Here is a 15562-nt window from a genome sequence, read left to right on the forward strand (position 1 = left end):
CCCACGGATGCTCCCGGCGCGCGGGCCACCTGTCAACCCTGGTTACAGCCCCGGCGTGCCGCCGCCGGGCGCGTCGCCGCCGGGGGTCTCCGCGGGCATCGCGCCGTCGCAGCGCGGCGCGCCGCCGTCCGGCCGATCCACGTCGACAGCCGCCGCGTCACCGCACGTGTCTTCCGGGCCCTTGGCGTAGTTGTCCGCCACGAAGCGCGACAGCGACGCCTTGTCGAGGCACGTCGCCGTGTACGTGGCGCCCCAGGCCGCGGCGGCGATCGGCGTGTCCAGCGCGCCGTCGGGCGTCATGACGAGGCGCGCCTCCGGCCCTCCGGGCAGCATGAGGCACCTCGGATCGGACGCGGCCTCGGTCCGCACCTCGTCGAGCATCGCCGTCACCTCCGCGCAGCCGGACGCGGGGCACCTGTAGGCGAGGACGATCGCGCCGTGCTCGAGGCTGTGCACGTAGAGCTCGCGCGGCACCTCCGCCTCGTACCGCTTGTACGCGGCCCAGGAGCCCCAGTGATCTCCGCCGCTCGGCGGGTTGGTCGCGTACTGGACGGGCGTGCACGCGGGCAGGTGGCCCGCCGAGGGGACGGGGATCCCCGTCTGGATCACCACCTTGCACTCGGCCTCTCCCGGGAGCGGCGGGGCGTCCGGGAAGAGGGTGACGGGCTCTGGCGGCGTCGACGCGTCGCGCTCGTTGTGGACGACCGGGGGCGCGCCCTCGCCGCACCCGGACAACGGGGCGGCGAGCGCGGCGGCCGCCGCCGCGACAGCGCCATACATCCTCGCGAAACCGCTGCATTTCATGGTCGCAGGCTACCATGTCCGACGCGCGACGCGCGTTGCCCTGCGAGGCCGGCTCTGGTGTACTTGGGTCCTCCAGCGTGGCGAAGCAAGAGAACGATCATCGGCAGACGCTCGTCACCTGCACCTCGATCGCGCCGCCCGCGATCCCGGTGGAGCCCGGCACCGCGTGCCTGGTCGTGATCTACGGCACGGAGCTCGGTCGCCGCATCGCGCTCGGCACCGGGGCGATCGAGTGCGGGCGCTCGATACAGACCGATATCCCGCTCGACGACGAGGCCGTGAGCCGGCGCCACGCGCGCATCTCGTGGACGGGGATGAGCTACGCTGTCCGCGATCTCGGCTCGACCAACGGCACCTACGTGAACGACATCTCCGTCGACGAGCGCGTGCTCAAGGACGGTGACCAGGTCAAGATCGGCCGGACGATCTTCAAGTTCATCCAGGGCGGGAACGTCGAGCTCTCGTACCACGAAGAGATCTACCGCCTGATGACCTTCGACGGGCTGACGCAGGTCCACAACAAGCGCTCCTTCGAGGTCGCGCTCGAGCGGGAGGTGTCGCGGGCGTGCCGCTACCATCGCCACCTCTCGCTCATCATGTTCGACATCGATCACTTCAAGAGCATCAACGACACGCGCGGCCACCTCACCGGCGACGCGGTGCTCCGCCAGATGGCCGCGCTCGCCGCCGCGAACGTCCGCCGCGACGACGTCCTCGCGCGCGTCGGCGGGGAGGAGTTCGCGCTGCTGGTCCCGGAGATCCCGCTCGACAGCGCGCGCGTCGTCGCCGAGAAGCTGCGCGTCATCGTGGAGCGCACGCCGTTCCGCTTCGAGGAGGGCGAGATCGCCGTCACGGCGAGCTTCGGCGTCGCCGCCGTCACGCCGGACGCGCCGGTCTCGCCGATGGAGCTCTACCGCCGTGCCGACGAGCGGCTCTACCATGCGAAGAAGGGCGGACGGAATCGCGTGATGTGACGGCGCGCGGGCGCCGTCGCGGGGCCGTCAGGGGGCCGGCGTGGAGCAGTCGCGCGGCGCGGCGCCGGCGAGGATCCACGCCGAGAGGATGTCCATCCCGTCCACGTACGGCGTGAGGCTCGGATCGCCCGGCTGCTCGGGGAAGAACCTGAACACGGGGCCCGACTCCGGGGGCGGCATCGGCATGCCCATGACGAACGCGGCGCGCAGCCGCTCGGTCTCCTCGCGGAGCTGCTCGGCCGCCTCGCCGGTCAACGAGGGGTCGATCGCGCTCTCCCCGACGATGATCTTGTAGAGCAGGTAGCTGTTCCCCGGGTTGTTCGGGTCGATGAGCGGCATGGCCCTGCCGAAGCGCTCCGGGGTCTTCTCGGCCACGTACGCGTGCTCGCCGATCTGGGTCTGGTGCGCGGCGTGCCCGATCGCCGTCTCGAGGAGCGGCGCGGCGTTGTTGAACAGCGGCGCCCCCACGCTCAGCTTCAGCCCCGCCGAGGCGTTCCCCTCGACGTGGCAGCCTATGCACGTGGCGAGGACGTACGCCGCGCCCCTCACGCAGGTGCCGCACAGCGGATCGTCGGGGCACATGGCCGCCACGCACTCCAGGTCCCGCTGGCAGTAGAAGTCGCCGCCCGGCATCCTGAACTCCGGCATCGCCTGGGGCGGGTTCGTCGCCGCGACGGTGAACTCGACGCGCACGTTGTCGCGCAGCGGCGCGCCGTCGAACGCGCGGACACCGGACGGCGCGTCGTCGTCGACGGGCTTCAGGACCGTGAGCGCGTACCGGCTCCCCGGAACGAGGCCCTGCATGCCCTCCACCTGACGGAGGATGACCTCGCGCTGCACGGGGTTGTACGTCGCCGCCAGCGGGATCGGGTTGAGGCAGTCCGCCGGCGTCGTGACCTGCGTGGCCAGGTCGCCCGAGAGGCACACGAAGTCCGCGAGCGCCGCGCCGCCCACGGAGCGCGGCAGCAGGAAGCGGTCGAACTTGAGCACGATGCTCGCGGTCGACAGCACCTGGGTCGCGCCGGCCGGGTCGAGCGCGGTACGGGCGGGCTGGTAGTTCTGGTCGAGGCTGGTCGTGGCCCGCACCTCGATCAGCTGCACAGGCGGGGCGTCGACCGGCTGGTACGAGGCCTCGCCGACGTCGCAGCCCACCGTCGGGAGGGCCGCGAGCAGGCAGAAGGGGAGGGGAGTGAGGCGCGCCGCGCGGGCCGGCCTGCTCAGCTTTCGGCGTAGAGCGAGAGTTGCTCGCGCACGACCTTCTCGTTCACCCCGCTCTGGATGTGCTCCTTGAGACAGTCGGCCAGCGTGATCAGCATGTCGTCCACCCCCTTCTCCTCGATGAGCTTCGACAAAAGTTGGCGTGCCTCCCGTCCGTCGTCCTCGCGGAGGAAGCCCCGCACTGTCTCCAGCGTGATTTCCCCTTGGAAATCGAGATAGAGGTTGTCGATCAGGTACTTGATCAGCTCCTTCACGCCCGTTCTCCTTGGCGTTCGCGGCGATCGTTAGGGAAGCCGCGCGCACCTCGCTATACCCGTCGCCGGAAGGCCAGGGCAAGGAATATACTGACCGATTTTGACTTTTCATTGGCAACGCTGCAGGAACGTGTCGCTCGACTGATGGCACACGAGGCACGGGCGCGGGTTCCGGGAGAACGCCGTCTTGCACTTGCTCTCGAACCCGAGCGGATGCGGGTTCAGCCCTTGCCCGCCTGACGCTCCGCGGGTCGCGTGGCAGGTCGCGCAGTCCCGCTCGGTGTGGCAGGAAACGCACGCATTCAGGTTTCGCTCGGCTTCCCAGGCGTGGTGCTTCGCGCTCCGCGGCGCGTTGGTCCACTCCGCCGGCGGCGGATGGAAGCGGCGCCCCGCGGGCCGCGTGGCGCTCGGCGCGTCGCGCGCCACGCCCGTCCGGCGGTGGCAATCTGCACAGAACGTCTGCTGCTGATGGCAGCTCACGCAGCGCGGATTGTCCTGTCGGGCCGCCTGCGCGTGCATCGACAGGAAGTCGTTCGGATGGACGTTGCGCGGACGGACCTTCCCGTCGTGGCAGTCGGTGCAGTAGTTGTCCGTGTGGCACGTCCCGCAGAAGGCGCTGTCGTTCGCGGCGATCTGCTTGTGCCGCTCGAGCCAGTCGGGCGTGTGCCCCGCGTTGTGGAGCCACCGGGGCGGAAGCAGATCGCCCGTGGCGAACGCTGTCACGAGCCGCCCGTCGGGGCGCGTCAGGTGGCAGACGTCGCAGTCGCTCTTCGCGTCGCCCTGGGCCGCGCCGCTCATGTTGTGGCAGCTGAAGCAGCCAGCCATACGGGGCAGTTGCTCCCGCGTGGCGAGCTCGAGCTTGTCGACCCGGCCGTGGCACTGGCTGCACTTCATGTTGCGGCCCACGTGCTTCTGGTGCGGAAAACGGAGGTTCGCGTGCGGCAGCACGAGCGGCGCCACCTTGCCGCCGTTGCCCGCGTCCTCGCCGATGTGGCAGTAGGCGCACTGCCCGTTCTCATTCGTCCCCGCCTTCACCTGGGTGAGGTCGGAGTGATCGACATCGTGGCAGTTGTCGCACGTCTCGCCGGGCCTCGGCAGCAGCCGGTCCGACACAGCGTTGCTCGTGTACGCCGCCGCGTGGCACGACTTGCACGTCTGCCGGAGCCCCTTGACGTGCTTCTTGTGGTTGAAGCGGATCGTCAGCGTCTGCGGGGGGTAGATCTCGTCGCTCGGGATCGGCGTCGCGCTCGTCCCGGGCGGCATCCAGGCCAGCGGCACCTCCGCGTCGCCGGGCATCGGGTGCAGGCCCGACGTGTACCCGCCGTGCGGCGGCTTCGCGCTCGCCTCGCCCTCGGCGTCGCCTTCCTCGGCGTCGTCCGCGCCCTCGGCCGCCTCCTCGCCGTCGTCCTCCGCCGTCGCCGCCGGCTTCGGCTGGGCGGCCGCCTCGGGGCCCACGATCGCGAGCGCCAGCGCGCCCAGGCACGCGACGATCGCGACCCACCCGGGGATGAACCTCGCCTCGTTCCGCCGCGCGCCGCGCCGGCCGTCCTGTCCTGCGTCCACGCGTTGGCCGTCCTGTCCTGCGTCCATCCGATCCTCGCTCACGGCGCCACCCGCAGGTTCACGAGGCCGACGACCCGGAAGCGCTGGCCCACCAGCCGATTCATGTCGTGCTCCCACTCGAGCTTGAAGTCAGCGGCCTCGCCCGGCCGGTACCCGGCCCCGAGGACATACCCGAACGACGTCGCGCCCCGGTCCGGCCTGAGCGGGTCCTCCCAGTTGTACAGCGACACCCGCGCGCCGAGCGCGTAGCGCTGCCCGTGCAGCCGCCTCTCTCCCGAGAGATCGGCCCCCGTCCGCCGCCCGCGCTCCCCGGTCTGCAGCATCCCGCGGAGCTCGACCGACGTCGTGCGCGTCCGGTAGCGGCCCGCGAGGTTCGCGAGCACGTCGGTCGAGATCGTCGCGGCGCGGTTCTTCTCGTCGCGCGCGTAGTCCTCGAGATCGCCGCTGCTCGACGGATCGAGCACCGTCGTCCCGAGGCAATCTCGCTGAAGCCCCGCGATCTCGCACTGATCGGCGCCGAACTCCTCCGGGTTCCCCTCGGCGATCCACATCCGCGTGCCGCCCCAGGCCGCGAGGTCCACCTCCCGGGTGATGTCGACCGCCGCCCGCCCCGTGATCGTGGTGATGGGATCGTGGGTGAACCAGTTCCAGATCGAGTCGGCGTCGAACGTCGGAACGAAGTAGTCGACGTCCGCGCCCAGCGTGACGCGGCTGCCCGCGTAGACCTCGAGGCCGCCGTAGAACGAGCCGACGAGCTGGTTGTAGAAGTCGTAGGTCACCCCGCCCTTGATCCCGCCGAGATCCGGCTTGTTGATGTCGGCGGCGTACCCGAGCCGATCTTGCGACACGCGCGATCCCTCGACCGTGCGGACCGCCCCGCCCTGGTCCTGGAACTGCCGGCTGACCGTGGTCCCCAGGTTGTAGACGCGCCTGTAGGTGAGGCGGCCGTGGACGAAGCTCGGGCCGGCGCTCTCCAGCGCGACGCCGAAGGCGGGGGCCAGGTCGGCCTCGTGGTACGACGGGTAGTCGGCCGCGCTGCCGGGCTGGGTCTTGTCGCTGCCGAAGCCGCGGTGGCTGCCGCGCCAGATCCCCTGGCGCTCGTAGCGCGACGTCGAGAGCGGCAGTCCGCCGCGCTGCTCGAGGCCGCCGTACGCCTCGAGCTGGACGTAGTAGGGCGTCGTCACCCGGAAGAGCGCGCCGTCGAACGACCACCAGCCGAGCACGTCGCTCACGTACTGCCGGCCGACCCGGAAGCCGAGCCAGCCGCTGGCGACCTTCCGGCCCTCGAAGTACGCGTACATCAGGTCGAGCGGCGCCTCCTGGAGCCCCGGGATGAACCGAGAGCCGCCCGCGACGCTGTAGTCGGTCTCGCCGCCCTGATACGGGCCTTCGAGGTGGCCGTTCACCCCGAAGTCCGCGTCGAGCCGGAGCCGCAGGGTCGCCGAGTAGTCGGCCCCGCCTGGAGCAGAGTCGCCCTCGAGGTTGTAGACGGCGAGCCCCAGCGTCTGCAGGAGGCGCCGCCGCTCGATGTTCGTGTTCCCCCAGGGGCTCGCGACCTCGTAGGCCTGGACGCCCGTGGTCGACTCGACCTCGAAGTCGGCCGCGGCCGCGCCGCGCGGCGCGAGCGCACAGCGCACCAGGCAGGCGGCGGCCAGCGCGCGCGGCAGCGAGACGTACCGCGCGCTGGGTAGGGGCGTTGCTGGCTGCGTCCCGCCGGAGCGGGGGCGCGGCTCAGGGCGTCGTGACGGGAGCTCCGCCATCGACGAGCGGTGCTCAATCACGGACTCTGCGCTCGCTTTCCTGTGGTGCGGGCCGGCGTGCGCGGCCTCCGCTCTCAGCAGCCGCCGAGGGCTGAACAAGCATGAGGCGGAGTTTCGTCCACGCGCGGCGATGCTGTCAACCGGATCGCAGGACGAGCAGCTCTGTCACAAAAAGCGCGCTGTCAGCCGTAGCCGGCGCCCTTCCGGAGCTTGCCGTCCGGGCCGACGCTGAAGCCGTTGGAGTCCTGGAGCGCCTGGTTCGCGCTGTCCCGCAGCTCGGCCGGGACCGTCCAGCCCCGGCCCATCAGGCCCTCGGCCACCTTGTTCTTCACCCGCACCGACTCCTCGGCGGGCAGCATCTTCACCAGCGCCGGCACGCTCGCCTCGTTGTCCTGGGAGAAGGTGGTTTGCACGGCGTGGAACCGGACCGTCTCGTTCACGTCCTCGAGGAACCGCTCCACCGCGATCCGCACGTCGTCGCCCTTGATGTCGCCCAGCGCGACGATGAGCTGCTGCTTCGGCTCGACGTTGCGCGCGTACTCGGTGTCGAACCGATCGAGCAGGCGGACGAGCTCGGCGCGGCAATCCGCCTCATCGAGCACCTCCCGCAGGACCTTGAGCGGCCAGGTGAGCGCCTCGGCCTTGAGGCAGAACTCGACGACGGGCGGGACCGCATCCTTGCCGGCGTCCACGATCCCCCGGAACGCCAGATCTTTCTCTTCCTGGTCCGTGATCGAGGGATCGATGGAGAACGTGAAGCGCCGGAGGAGCGCCGCCGCCGCGTCGGCGCTCTTCATCGCGGCGAGCGACTGGATGGCGTCGAGGCGGTCGTACGTCTGGGCCCGCTTGTCCGCGACGACCTTGGCCAGACCGGCCACCTTCTTGTCGGAGGAGACGCCTCCGGCGGGGGGATTGCTCTTGCGGAGAAAATCGAAAATACCCAACGCTGACCTCTGGTGGCTGTCCCGCCGCCGCGGTCCGGTCTACCCGGCGTAGCCGCCGGCATCGACCGCCGAGGGCCACGATTGCGGCCTCGGCTGGTGCGATCCTCGCCCGGCTTGCGCCGGACGAGCCGGCTCGGTCACGCCGAGCCGGCGCAGCCGTCTACTCCGTCGTCTTGATGGCGGTGGGGAATTGAATACTCAAGCTCACGGTCACCATGCTGGTGAAGTGGAATTCGCGGTCCTTGTCGTCCACCTTGTTGTCGGGGAACGCCTCATCCGTGCCGAGCCCGTGGTTGTCGAAGCCCGAAGTATTCCACGCGAACGGCAGGGCGCGCCACTCCGCGCCGAAGCCGAGGAAGTCCGACGGGTAGAAATTCAGGCCGAGGCCGAACGTCGGCGCGAAGGCCAGGCGGCTCTCGAGCCCGAAGGTGGTCGCGCAGTTCTCGCTGCACTGCTTGCGCTCCTTCACCCCGACGGCCGCGTAGCCCGCGAAGAAGTTCACGTCCGTGTCCACGAAGAGCTCGGCGAACAGCGCCAGCTTGCCGCGGAAGGGCACGAACGTGAGCTGCGGGGCCGCGACCCACTGGATCTGAGCGAGCTGATCCTTCGTCAGGTCGCCCCGCGTCAGGTTGACCCGGGTCAGCTGGCATTCCTTCGTGAACGGCCGGTTGGTGCAGTCGCGTGCGTCGATCGCCACGCGCTGGAGCTCGTCCGTCAGCCCGGTGTTGTACTGGAACCCGTAGCCGCCCCAGGCGCCGATGCCGAGCCAGTCCGTAAGATGGTAGGTGAGGCGCATCCCCGGCATGATCGTCCGCCGGTACTCGTCCAGCAGCGTGAACGATGCGCCTGGAGCGACCTCGAACCGCCCGTCGCGGTGGAGCCGGAGCTTCCGCACGGCGGGCGCACCGGCCAGGGGGCCGGTGAGCTGAATCTCCTGCGCCTCCGCGGGCGCAGCCGTCATCATAAGTGCACAGCCGGTAAGCCCTGCCACCATGGTGCAGAGGCTTTGGACGAATCGACGCATCATGCCTGTCCCCGTCTTTGGCTGAATCATCCTCATGTCACGCGCTCGGCGTCCGCGCGTCCCCACGTCCAAAGGCCTCACTTTGGCAGCCGATATTCCCAGGAGAACGGCAGGAAGACCGAGAACCCGACCTGTGCCTGCACGTTGTTGGTGAAGCTGTTCCCCTCGGCGAGCCACGTGCTCTTGTCCTGGGCGCGCCCCTGAGCGACGCTGGGGTTCTCGAGTTCGTCGAAGAAGATGTAGTCGCTGACCTCGGCCATCGCCGCGAACCAGCGGTTGAAGAAGATGCGGATCCCGCCGCCGACGTGGAACGCGAGCTTCGGCTTCCAGTCGAAGGTGCGGTTGTCCGGATCGACGACGGCGATGGGCCGCGTCGAGATCGCGCCGACACCGCCCAGCACGTAGAAGTCGTAGTGGAAGATGAAGTCGCTGAACCCTGCGAACTTGCCGTACGCGGGGACGTACGTGAAGTTCGCATTCGCGTTCCACTGGTACTCGGTGATCGGCTCACCGATACGGGCCGCCCTGCTCGTCTGGAAGTTGAAGTCCGACGGGGTGTTGAGGCCGCCGTACCAGTTGCCGTTGACCCCGATCGCGAGGACGTTGGTCAGGTACCAGTTGATCGCGAGCCCGGGGCCGTTGTGACCGACGAACTGGTCGTTCATCGTCAGGCCGAAGTACGGGTTCACCTCGAAGCGGTGATAGCGCAGCGCGTAGATCTGCTGCACCGCGTAGGTCTCGTTGTTGAGATCCTTCGCGGCTTCCTTATTCAAGTCGATCGTGGGACACGCCGTCGGGTCGATCTTGCAGATGTCCCCGAGCCCCGCCTCATCGCCTTCCCCCTCGGCCGGGGCCTCCGGGGCCTCCGCCGGCTCCGTGCCCTCGGCAGGAGTCTCTGGCTCGTCGAGGTTGATTTCCTTGGGTTGCTCTTTTGGCTGAGCAAACGCCGTGAGCGGCACCGCGACCAGCGCAGCCGCAACGAGAAGCCCCACGCGAGCCTGGTTCATCGCCATCCCTTCCGAAGTCCGTGCGATGCGAGCGATCGATCGCCCAGGTAGTACAGCTTCCTAACTACTCGAATTTATTAATTAATTCGGTCAACCGCCAAGCCCGACGGACTATATCACGCGGAAAATCAAAGGATCAACAACCAAATCCTTTTGCCACGGACGACCGTGGCGGGCCGCCAGACGGACCGCCCGATCGACTCGGGCCGACCTGCGGATGGACTGCAACATCACCGCCGGCTCGGATCTGCCCATGTGCGTGCGACGGGGGTACATGACGATGGCGTCTCCTGTCGGTTCAGCGGCGCGGGTCGGCGGCGCGAGGCCCAGGACCATCGCCCGTTTCTTGGACCGTTGTCGAGAAAAGTGATTGGGGGGGTGACGCAGAGATCGCTCGCACGACGTGGAGCGGCGCGGAGCGCGCTCGTCAGGCGGCCGCGTCCTCGGAGCCGTTCGCGCGGCCGAGCATCGCCTCGACGAACTCGTCGGGCTCGAACTCGCGGAGGTCCTCCGCGCGCTCGCCGATGCCGACGTAGCGGACCGGCAGCCCGTGCTCGGCGCAGATGCCCAGGATGACGCCGCCCTTGGCGGTGCCGTCGAGCTTCGTCAGCACGATGCCGGTGATGGGCAGCGCCTCCTTGAAGAGCGCGGCCTGCTGCATGGCGTTCTGTCCGTTCGTGGCGTCGAGCACCAGCAGCGTCTCGTGGGGCGCCCCCTCGAGCGCCTTGTTCATCGTGCGCGCGACCCGGGCCAGCTCCTCCATGAGGTTCGTCTTCGTGTGCAGCCGGCCCGCGGTGTCGGCGAGCACCACGTCGGCGCCCGTGTCCTTCGCCTTCTGGATCGCGTCGAAGATCACCGCGCCCGGGTTCGCTCCGTCCTTGCCTCGCACGACCTCGCAGCCGACGCGCTTGCCCCAGACGTTGAGCTGCTGCACCGCCGCCGCCCGGAACGTGTCGCCCGCGGCGAGCACCACCGTCTTGCCCTCGGCCTTGAGCTGCGTCGCGAGCTTGCCGATCGTGGTCGTCTTGCCCACGCCGTTGACGCCGACGACCATGACGACGGTGGGCTGCGTCTTCAGCGAGAGCCCGCCGCCGGCGCCGACGCGGAGGATCCGCTTCGCGTGCTCGCGCAGCGCGTCCCAGACCTTGTCCGTGTCGGCGAGCTCGTTCCTGCTGAGCGCCGAGCGGATCTCGTCGAGGAGCAGCTCGGACGTCTTCACGCCGACGTCCGAGGTCAGCAGCACCTCTTCGATCTGCTCGACGACGTTGGGATCGATCTCCTTCTTGCCGGCGAACAGGGCCTTGAGCCGGCCGAAGAACCCCTCGCTCTCGCGCACCTTGGTGAGGCCCTTGCGGAGCCCCTCGATGTCGCGCTTGCGCGCGCCCGGGGGCGTCGTCTCCCGCGCGGGCCGCGCGGCCGGCTTGACGACCGGCGCCTCGACCACGGGGGGAGCCTCGTCCACCACGGGCGCCGCGGCGTCGGGCGCCGCCTTCTCGGCGGCGGGCGGCACGAGGGGCACCTCGACGGGGACGGGCGCCGCGACGGGCGGCTCCTCCCGCGGCGAGGGCTCCTTCGCCTTGGCCGGAGGCGCTTCCTCCGCCGCGGCCTTCTGGGGGCGCGGCTTGTCAGCCGGCTTGGCGGTGGGCTGCTTCGCCTTCTCCGGGAGCTTCTTCGGTCCGGGGGGCGCTTCGATCTCGGGCGGCGCCGCCTTCTTCGTGATGAAGTAGACGATCGCCGCCACCACGACGAGGCCGACGATAATTAGGGCGATTTCCACGTTGGCGTTCTCCGGCGAGGGAGCCGACTATATGGGACGCGCCCCATACGTCAACGTGCGCTCGCGGGGGGCGCCCGATCCGGCCAACGAAACTGCGGGTCGGCGCGGCTGCGGCGGTCGCCGCGCGCCGCTCGGTTCACGGAGGAGCGAGCTGCGAGACGCCCGGCTTCGGCTCCGACGCGCCGAGGTCCTGCTCGACGCGCTCGTCCACGGGTTCGGGGCCGAAGGCGGCGTGCTCGACGCGGGTCGCCCACAGCTCCACCTCGTGCTGCTGGGCCCTGCTCGCCGCGCGGCGCACGTGCCCGGGCGTCGGCTCCGGCGGACCCTCGAACGGGGCGCCCTGCCGCCGCGCCCAGCGGACGAGGCGGTCGAGCACGGCGCGGCGCCGCGTGACCAGCGCGATCCCCAGCTTGCTCGGCGGCGGGAGCGCCTGCTCGTAGCTGCTGTGCGTCGACGCGCGGACGACGAGCTTCGCGTCGCTCCGGTGCGGCGCCTCGATCGAGAACTCGCCGCCGTCGTCGGTCACCGCGCGCGCGACGACGCCGCTCCCGTCGAACGCGGGCACCACGATCGTGAGCTCCGCCTGCGCGATCGGCGCGCCGTCATGGGCGTCGGAGACGACGCCGCGCCAGCCGGTCGCGTCGTCGATCGGCCCCATGATGCGCACCCCCGCGCGGCCGGGCGGCGCGGCGGGCTTCTCCTCGCTCGCGTGCGCCGCCGCGCGCTTCGGGGCGCGCCGCCATCCGCCGAGCACCCAGCCCGCGATCGCGAGCACGGCGGCGCCGAGCGCCACCTGGCGCCACACGCCGGGGCCCGTGACGGGCACGTCGATCGCGAGCTCTGCGCCGGGGATCCACCACGGGGCGGCGGGCACGTAGCGGAGCGAGATCGGCTCGGTGCCCTCGCGCTCGGCGGTGAACGCGGCGATGACGCGCGCCTTGCCCGAGATGACCGAGGCCGCGCCGACAGGCTCGCCCGCGCGCAGCGCCTCGACAACGCCGCCCTCGACCGGGCCGCGCGACGAGCGCACGTCGACGTCGATCGGGACGCCGTCCTCCGCGCGCGCCGGCTCGACGGGGCGGGAGAGCGCGAGCGTGACCTGCGCGTACCGGACGACCCCGTGGCTCACGCTCGCCTTCGCGAGCACGTCGGTCCCGTCGAAGCGCGCGCGCAGCGCGCCCTGCCCGGCGCCGCCGAGGCTCTCCGTCGCGAGCTCGAACCGCGCCCTGCCGTCGCCGCCGGTCGGGGCCTCGGCGAGCTTCGCGCCGCGCTCGTCCTCGAGCGCGACGGTGAGCCGCTCGCGCTCGAACGGCGCGCCGAGCGCGAGCGCGCCGCGGCGCTCGATCCGGAGCGCGACGGTGACGTTGAGGGTCGGTCGATCGAGGTCGATCGCGTCCACCGGCGGATCGAACCGGAGGATCACCGGCGCGAGCGGGGCCGCGTACGCCTCGATCGGGATCTTCGCCTCGGCCGGCTCGTGGAGCTTCCCCCCCGCGAAGCGGACGCGCAGCGTCGCGTCCGCGAGCGGCGCGCGCCCCCGCAGGCAGAAGGCGCCCCGCTCGTCGGTCGCGATCACGTACCCGCCCTGCGACGCGCGGTGCTCGCGCGCGCGGGCCGCGCCGTCGGCCGCGCACCCCTCGGCCGGCGGCAGGTCCACCGGCGCGCCGCCGCTCGAGATCGCCTCGATGGAGAGCGGCGCCTCCGCGATCGCGCTCCGCGCGTCGTCGACGACGCTGCCGCGCACGACGAACCCGCCGGGCTCGGTCCACGCGACGGCGTCGATCTGCGCGCTCCCCCGCACATGGATGCGGAGCGGCGCACCTCGCGTCTGCGCGTGCGCCGAGGGCGCCGCGGCGAGCGCGGTCGTCGCGAGGAGCACCGCCGGCCACCATCGCCTCACGCCGCCCATCTCCCGAAAGCCTCCGGCGAGCTCCTCGTCATGATCGCGCATTATTCGTCACGCGGGCAGCGCCCGGGCAAGGAGAAGCAGCCTCGACGCGGTTCTGAGCTCGAGCCCGCCCGCCTCGCCGTCGCCCTGGCGGTGCGCGGCGAGGTCGAGCGCGGACGTACGCGGACGTGAGCGGACGGTGCACGTCGAAGACGTCGGCGCTGCGGCCGCGGCACGGCGCGTACGTTCGATGGATACGTGGATCGTGATGCCGTGTTCGCCCTGCTCCACCATGGCTCATGACCTTGAAGCCCCGCGCGCTGGGCGCGTCAAACCGTTCAGTCCGGCGGCAGCGAGGAGCGAGCGAATGCAAGGCAAAAGTGCGAGCGTGTGCGCACCAGATTTCGAGGGCGGGTACGATCATCCGATCGCCACGGCGGCGATGCGCTCGTGTATCGTCGGACGTGGAATGCGTCGCCCCTCTCCTGTGCTCGTGTTGCTGGTTGTGGCGCTCGTACTCTCGCTGATCCCCACGAGGCTCTACGCGGAACAGCGCACGAGCTACCTCGCCGAGCAGCTCAAGGCCAACGACGACTACCGCGTGCGCACGCAGGCGGCGCTGGCGCTCGGCGCGTCGGGGGACGACGCGGCGACGAAGCCTCTCTGCGATGCCCTCTCGGACGCCAACGCGTCGGTCAAGGTCGCGGCGGCCGCGGCGCTCGGCAGGCTCGGCAAGCCCGCGGGGCTCGCGTGCCTGCAGCGGGCCGAGGGGCGCGAGCAGACGCCGGCCGTCAAGTCGCAGATCCAGAAGTCGATCGCGACGCTCTCGTCGGGCGGCGGGGGCGGCGTGGCGGCGCCGCCTCCGCCGGGCGCGGACACGAAGTACTACGTGGCGATCGAGATCACGAACAAGAGCGGCCGCCCCGAGTCCGAGATCGAGCCGCTCCTCCGGGCCGCGATGCAGTCGAAGATCCTCGCGAGGCCCGGCTACGCCGTCGCGCCCAAGGGCGAGACGGTGGCTCAAGGCAAGAAGATTCTGAACGGCAAGAAGCTGAAGGGCTTCTATCTCCTCGCCACGGTCGAGCCGGCCGTGTACCAGGGCGGCAACCTCACCCAGGTGGTCCGCGTCAGCATGTGGACCTATCCGTCCAAGTCGCTCCAGGGTGAGTTCGCGCCCAAGCTCACGCAGAGCGGCACCCCGAAGAAGGACGTCCAGAGCGAGAACGTCCTGATGAAGATGTGCGTCGAGAACGCGGTCGAGACCTTCCAGAAGGTCGTCGCCTCGCTCTGACCCATCATCGTTGCTCGACATTGGCTTTTTCAGTGCGTCACGACCCCTGTCATCTCCAGCCAGCTTCGAGGATCCCATGAGCGACGCTTCCAGCACGGCCCCGCAGACCTCCGCGCCGGAGGTCAGAGCGCGCTACCAGCGGAGCGCGCGGAACTACCTGCTCGATCAGAGATTCCAGCTCAAATACACGGGGTTCCTCGTGGGCATCAGCCTCGCGCTCTCCGTCGCGCTCGGGGTCCTCCTGTGGAACGCCAGCTCGAAGATCATCGAGCAGAGCCGCAGCGCGGTGCAGCAGGGGCAAGAGACCGTCCGTCAGGGTCAGGAGACCGTCAAGCGCGGCCAGGAGGTGCTCGTCCAGAGCCGGCGGGTCAGCGAGGTCGTCGCGATGAACATCGCGAAGGAGTACAAGGACGACCCCGAGCTCGCGAAGACCTTCGGCGAGGCCGCGCTGCGCGACGAGAGCAAGCTGAAGGACGAGCAGGCGCGGCTCGAGCGCGACGCGGCGATGCTGCAGCAGCGCGCCGAGGCGCTCGGGCAGCATGCCGCCGGGGTCGCGCAGAACCAGCAGATGCTGCTCCGCCTCATCGTCGCGCTGCTGTCGTTGCTCGTCCTCGGCGTCGGCGTGGCGGGCATCGTCTTCACGCACAAGATCGCTGGTCCGATCTTCAAGATGAAGCGCCTGCTCCGCCAGGTCGGCGAGGGCAAGCTGGTCGTGCGCGAGCGGCTGCGGAAGGGCGACGAGCTCCAGCACTTCTTCGAGGCGTTCGAGAAGATGGTCGAGGATCTGCGGGCGCGCCAGCAGTCCAAGATCGCCAAGATGGATGCGATCCTCGAGAAGCTCGAGGCGGACGCGCGCGCCCCGCAGGCCTCGCGCGAGATCGACGCCGAGGGCCTCGCGCAGCTCAAGCGCCTCCGCGCCGAGATGCAAGAGCAGATCGACGCCTGACCGCGATCGCGCGCGCCTCGAGCGCCCGCGCAGCAGCATCGAAGTCGCCCCGAAATCAACCCGAAAATCTGATATCCGCTCACCGGCGGCGGCGCGGATCGTCTCCGCTCCG

14 protein-coding genes are annotated in these 15562 nt (G+C 70.4%); 3 read left to right on the top strand and 11 right to left on the bottom strand.

Features of this window, described 5'->3' with window-relative positions; genetic code table 11:
* Window positions 1-42: 42 nt before the first annotated feature.
* A complete protein-coding gene (locus WMF42_RS14070; protein WP_061612686.1) occupies window positions 43-804 on the bottom strand; it encodes a DUF3105 domain-containing protein in 762 nt (253 codons plus the stop codon).
* A 77-nt stretch (window positions 805-881) separates the two neighbouring features.
* On the opposite strand from WMF42_RS14070, the gene WMF42_RS14075 reads away from it, so the two are divergent.
* Window positions 882-1778, top strand: coding sequence for a diguanylate cyclase (locus WMF42_RS14075; protein WP_061612687.1), 897 nt, complete (start codon window positions 882-884; stop codon window positions 1776-1778).
* A 27-nt stretch (window positions 1779-1805) separates the two neighbouring features.
* Here the strand turns inward: WMF42_RS14075 and WMF42_RS14080 are convergent, their stop codons facing one another.
* The 10 genes from WMF42_RS14080 to WMF42_RS14125 all read right to left on the bottom strand — a co-directional run bounded on the left by WMF42_RS14080 (window position 1806) and on the right by WMF42_RS14125 (window position 13507).
* Entirely contained in the window at window positions 1806-2930 is a 1125-nt protein-coding gene (locus WMF42_RS14080; protein ID WP_061612688.1) for a hypothetical protein, read from the bottom strand.
* Between the two features lie 65 nt (window positions 2931-2995).
* Window positions 2996-3250, bottom strand: a complete 255-nt coding sequence (locus WMF42_RS14085; RefSeq protein WP_020735484.1) for a hypothetical protein — start codon at window positions 3248-3250, stop codon at window positions 2996-2998.
* A gap of 108 nt (window positions 3251-3358) precedes the next feature.
* Window positions 3359-4840, bottom strand: coding sequence for a cytochrome c3 family protein (locus WMF42_RS14090; protein WP_233562590.1), 1482 nt, complete (start codon window positions 4838-4840; stop codon window positions 3359-3361).
* Between the two features lie 11 nt (window positions 4841-4851).
* Window positions 4852-6450 (bottom strand): hypothetical protein, encoded by a 1599-nt coding sequence (locus tag WMF42_RS14095; RefSeq protein WP_437692418.1) that lies wholly within the window; start codon window positions 6448-6450, stop codon window positions 4852-4854.
* 305 nt (window positions 6451-6755) lie between these two features.
* Complete coding sequence (locus WMF42_RS14100; protein ID WP_061612690.1) at window positions 6756-7517, bottom strand: hypothetical protein; 762 nt, start codon at window positions 7515-7517, stop codon at window positions 6756-6758.
* A 160-nt stretch (window positions 7518-7677) separates the two neighbouring features.
* On the bottom strand, window positions 7678-8481 hold the full coding sequence (locus WMF42_RS14105; RefSeq protein WP_233562592.1) for a hypothetical protein: 804 nt from the start codon (window positions 8479-8481) through the stop codon (window positions 7678-7680).
* Between the two features lie 137 nt (window positions 8482-8618).
* The gene (locus tag WMF42_RS14110; protein ID WP_437692420.1) at window positions 8619-9548 is read right to left on the bottom strand and encodes an outer membrane beta-barrel domain-containing protein; all 930 of its coding nucleotides are present in this window, start codon (window positions 9546-9548) and stop codon (window positions 8619-8621) included.
* Window positions 9549-9975: 427 nt separating this feature from the next.
* The gene (ftsY, locus tag WMF42_RS14115; protein WP_061612691.1) at window positions 9976-11325 is read right to left on the bottom strand and encodes a signal recognition particle-docking protein FtsY; all 1350 of its coding nucleotides are present in this window, start codon (window positions 11323-11325) and stop codon (window positions 9976-9978) included.
* A gap of 136 nt (window positions 11326-11461) precedes the next feature.
* On the bottom strand, window positions 11462-13234 hold the full coding sequence (locus tag WMF42_RS14120; RefSeq protein ID WP_437694273.1) for a carboxypeptidase regulatory-like domain-containing protein: 1773 nt from the start codon (window positions 13232-13234) through the stop codon (window positions 11462-11464).
* 48 nt (window positions 13235-13282) lie between these two features.
* Complete coding sequence (locus WMF42_RS14125) at window positions 13283-13507, bottom strand: hypothetical protein (protein WP_061612693.1); 225 nt, start codon at window positions 13505-13507, stop codon at window positions 13283-13285.
* Window positions 13508-13682: 175 nt separating this feature from the next.
* On the opposite strand from WMF42_RS14125, the gene WMF42_RS14130 reads away from it, so the two are divergent.
* The gene (locus WMF42_RS14130) at window positions 13683-14504 is read left to right on the top strand and encodes a HEAT repeat domain-containing protein (RefSeq protein ID WP_437692422.1); all 822 of its coding nucleotides are present in this window, start codon (window positions 13683-13685) and stop codon (window positions 14502-14504) included.
* A 76-nt stretch (window positions 14505-14580) separates the two neighbouring features.
* Window positions 14581-15450 (top strand): HAMP domain-containing protein, encoded by an 870-nt coding sequence (locus WMF42_RS14135; protein WP_061612695.1) that lies wholly within the window; start codon window positions 14581-14583, stop codon window positions 15448-15450.
* Window positions 15451-15562: the final 112 nt, after the last annotated feature.

The organism is Sorangium sp. So ce176, from assembly GCF_051519835.1.
Classification (GTDB): domain Bacteria; phylum Myxococcota_A; class Polyangia; order Polyangiales; family Polyangiaceae; genus Sorangium; species Sorangium cellulosum_G.

What these genes read in the sequence shown, in the direction of transcription:
- WMF42_RS14070 (WP_061612686.1), bottom strand. Translation starts at nt 804, where the DNA reads ATGAAATGCAGCGGTTTCGCGAGGATGTATGGCGCTGTCGCGGCGGCG.
- WMF42_RS14090 (WP_233562590.1), bottom strand. Translation starts at nt 4,840, where the DNA reads ATGGACGCAGGACAGGACGGCCAACGCGTGGACGCAGGACAGGACGGC.
- WMF42_RS14105 (WP_233562592.1), bottom strand. Translation starts at nt 8,481, where the DNA reads ATGATGACGGCTGCGCCCGCGGAGGCGCAGGAGATTCAGCTCACCGGC.
- WMF42_RS14110 (WP_437692420.1), bottom strand. Translation starts at nt 9,548, where the DNA reads ATGAACCAGGCTCGCGTGGGGCTTCTCGTTGCGGCTGCGCTGGTCGCG.
- WMF42_RS14120 (WP_437694273.1), bottom strand. Translation starts at nt 13,234, where the DNA reads ATGGGCGGCGTGAGGCGATGGTGGCCGGCGGTGCTCCTCGCGACGACC.
- WMF42_RS14125 (WP_061612693.1), bottom strand. Translation starts at nt 13,507, where the DNA reads ATGGTGGAGCAGGGCGAACACGGCATCACGATCCACGTATCCATCGAA.
- WMF42_RS14130 (WP_437692422.1), top strand. Translation starts at nt 13,683, where the DNA reads ATGCGTCGCCCCTCTCCTGTGCTCGTGTTGCTGGTTGTGGCGCTCGTA.
- WMF42_RS14135 (WP_061612695.1), top strand. Translation starts at nt 14,581, where the DNA reads ATGAGCGACGCTTCCAGCACGGCCCCGCAGACCTCCGCGCCGGAGGTC.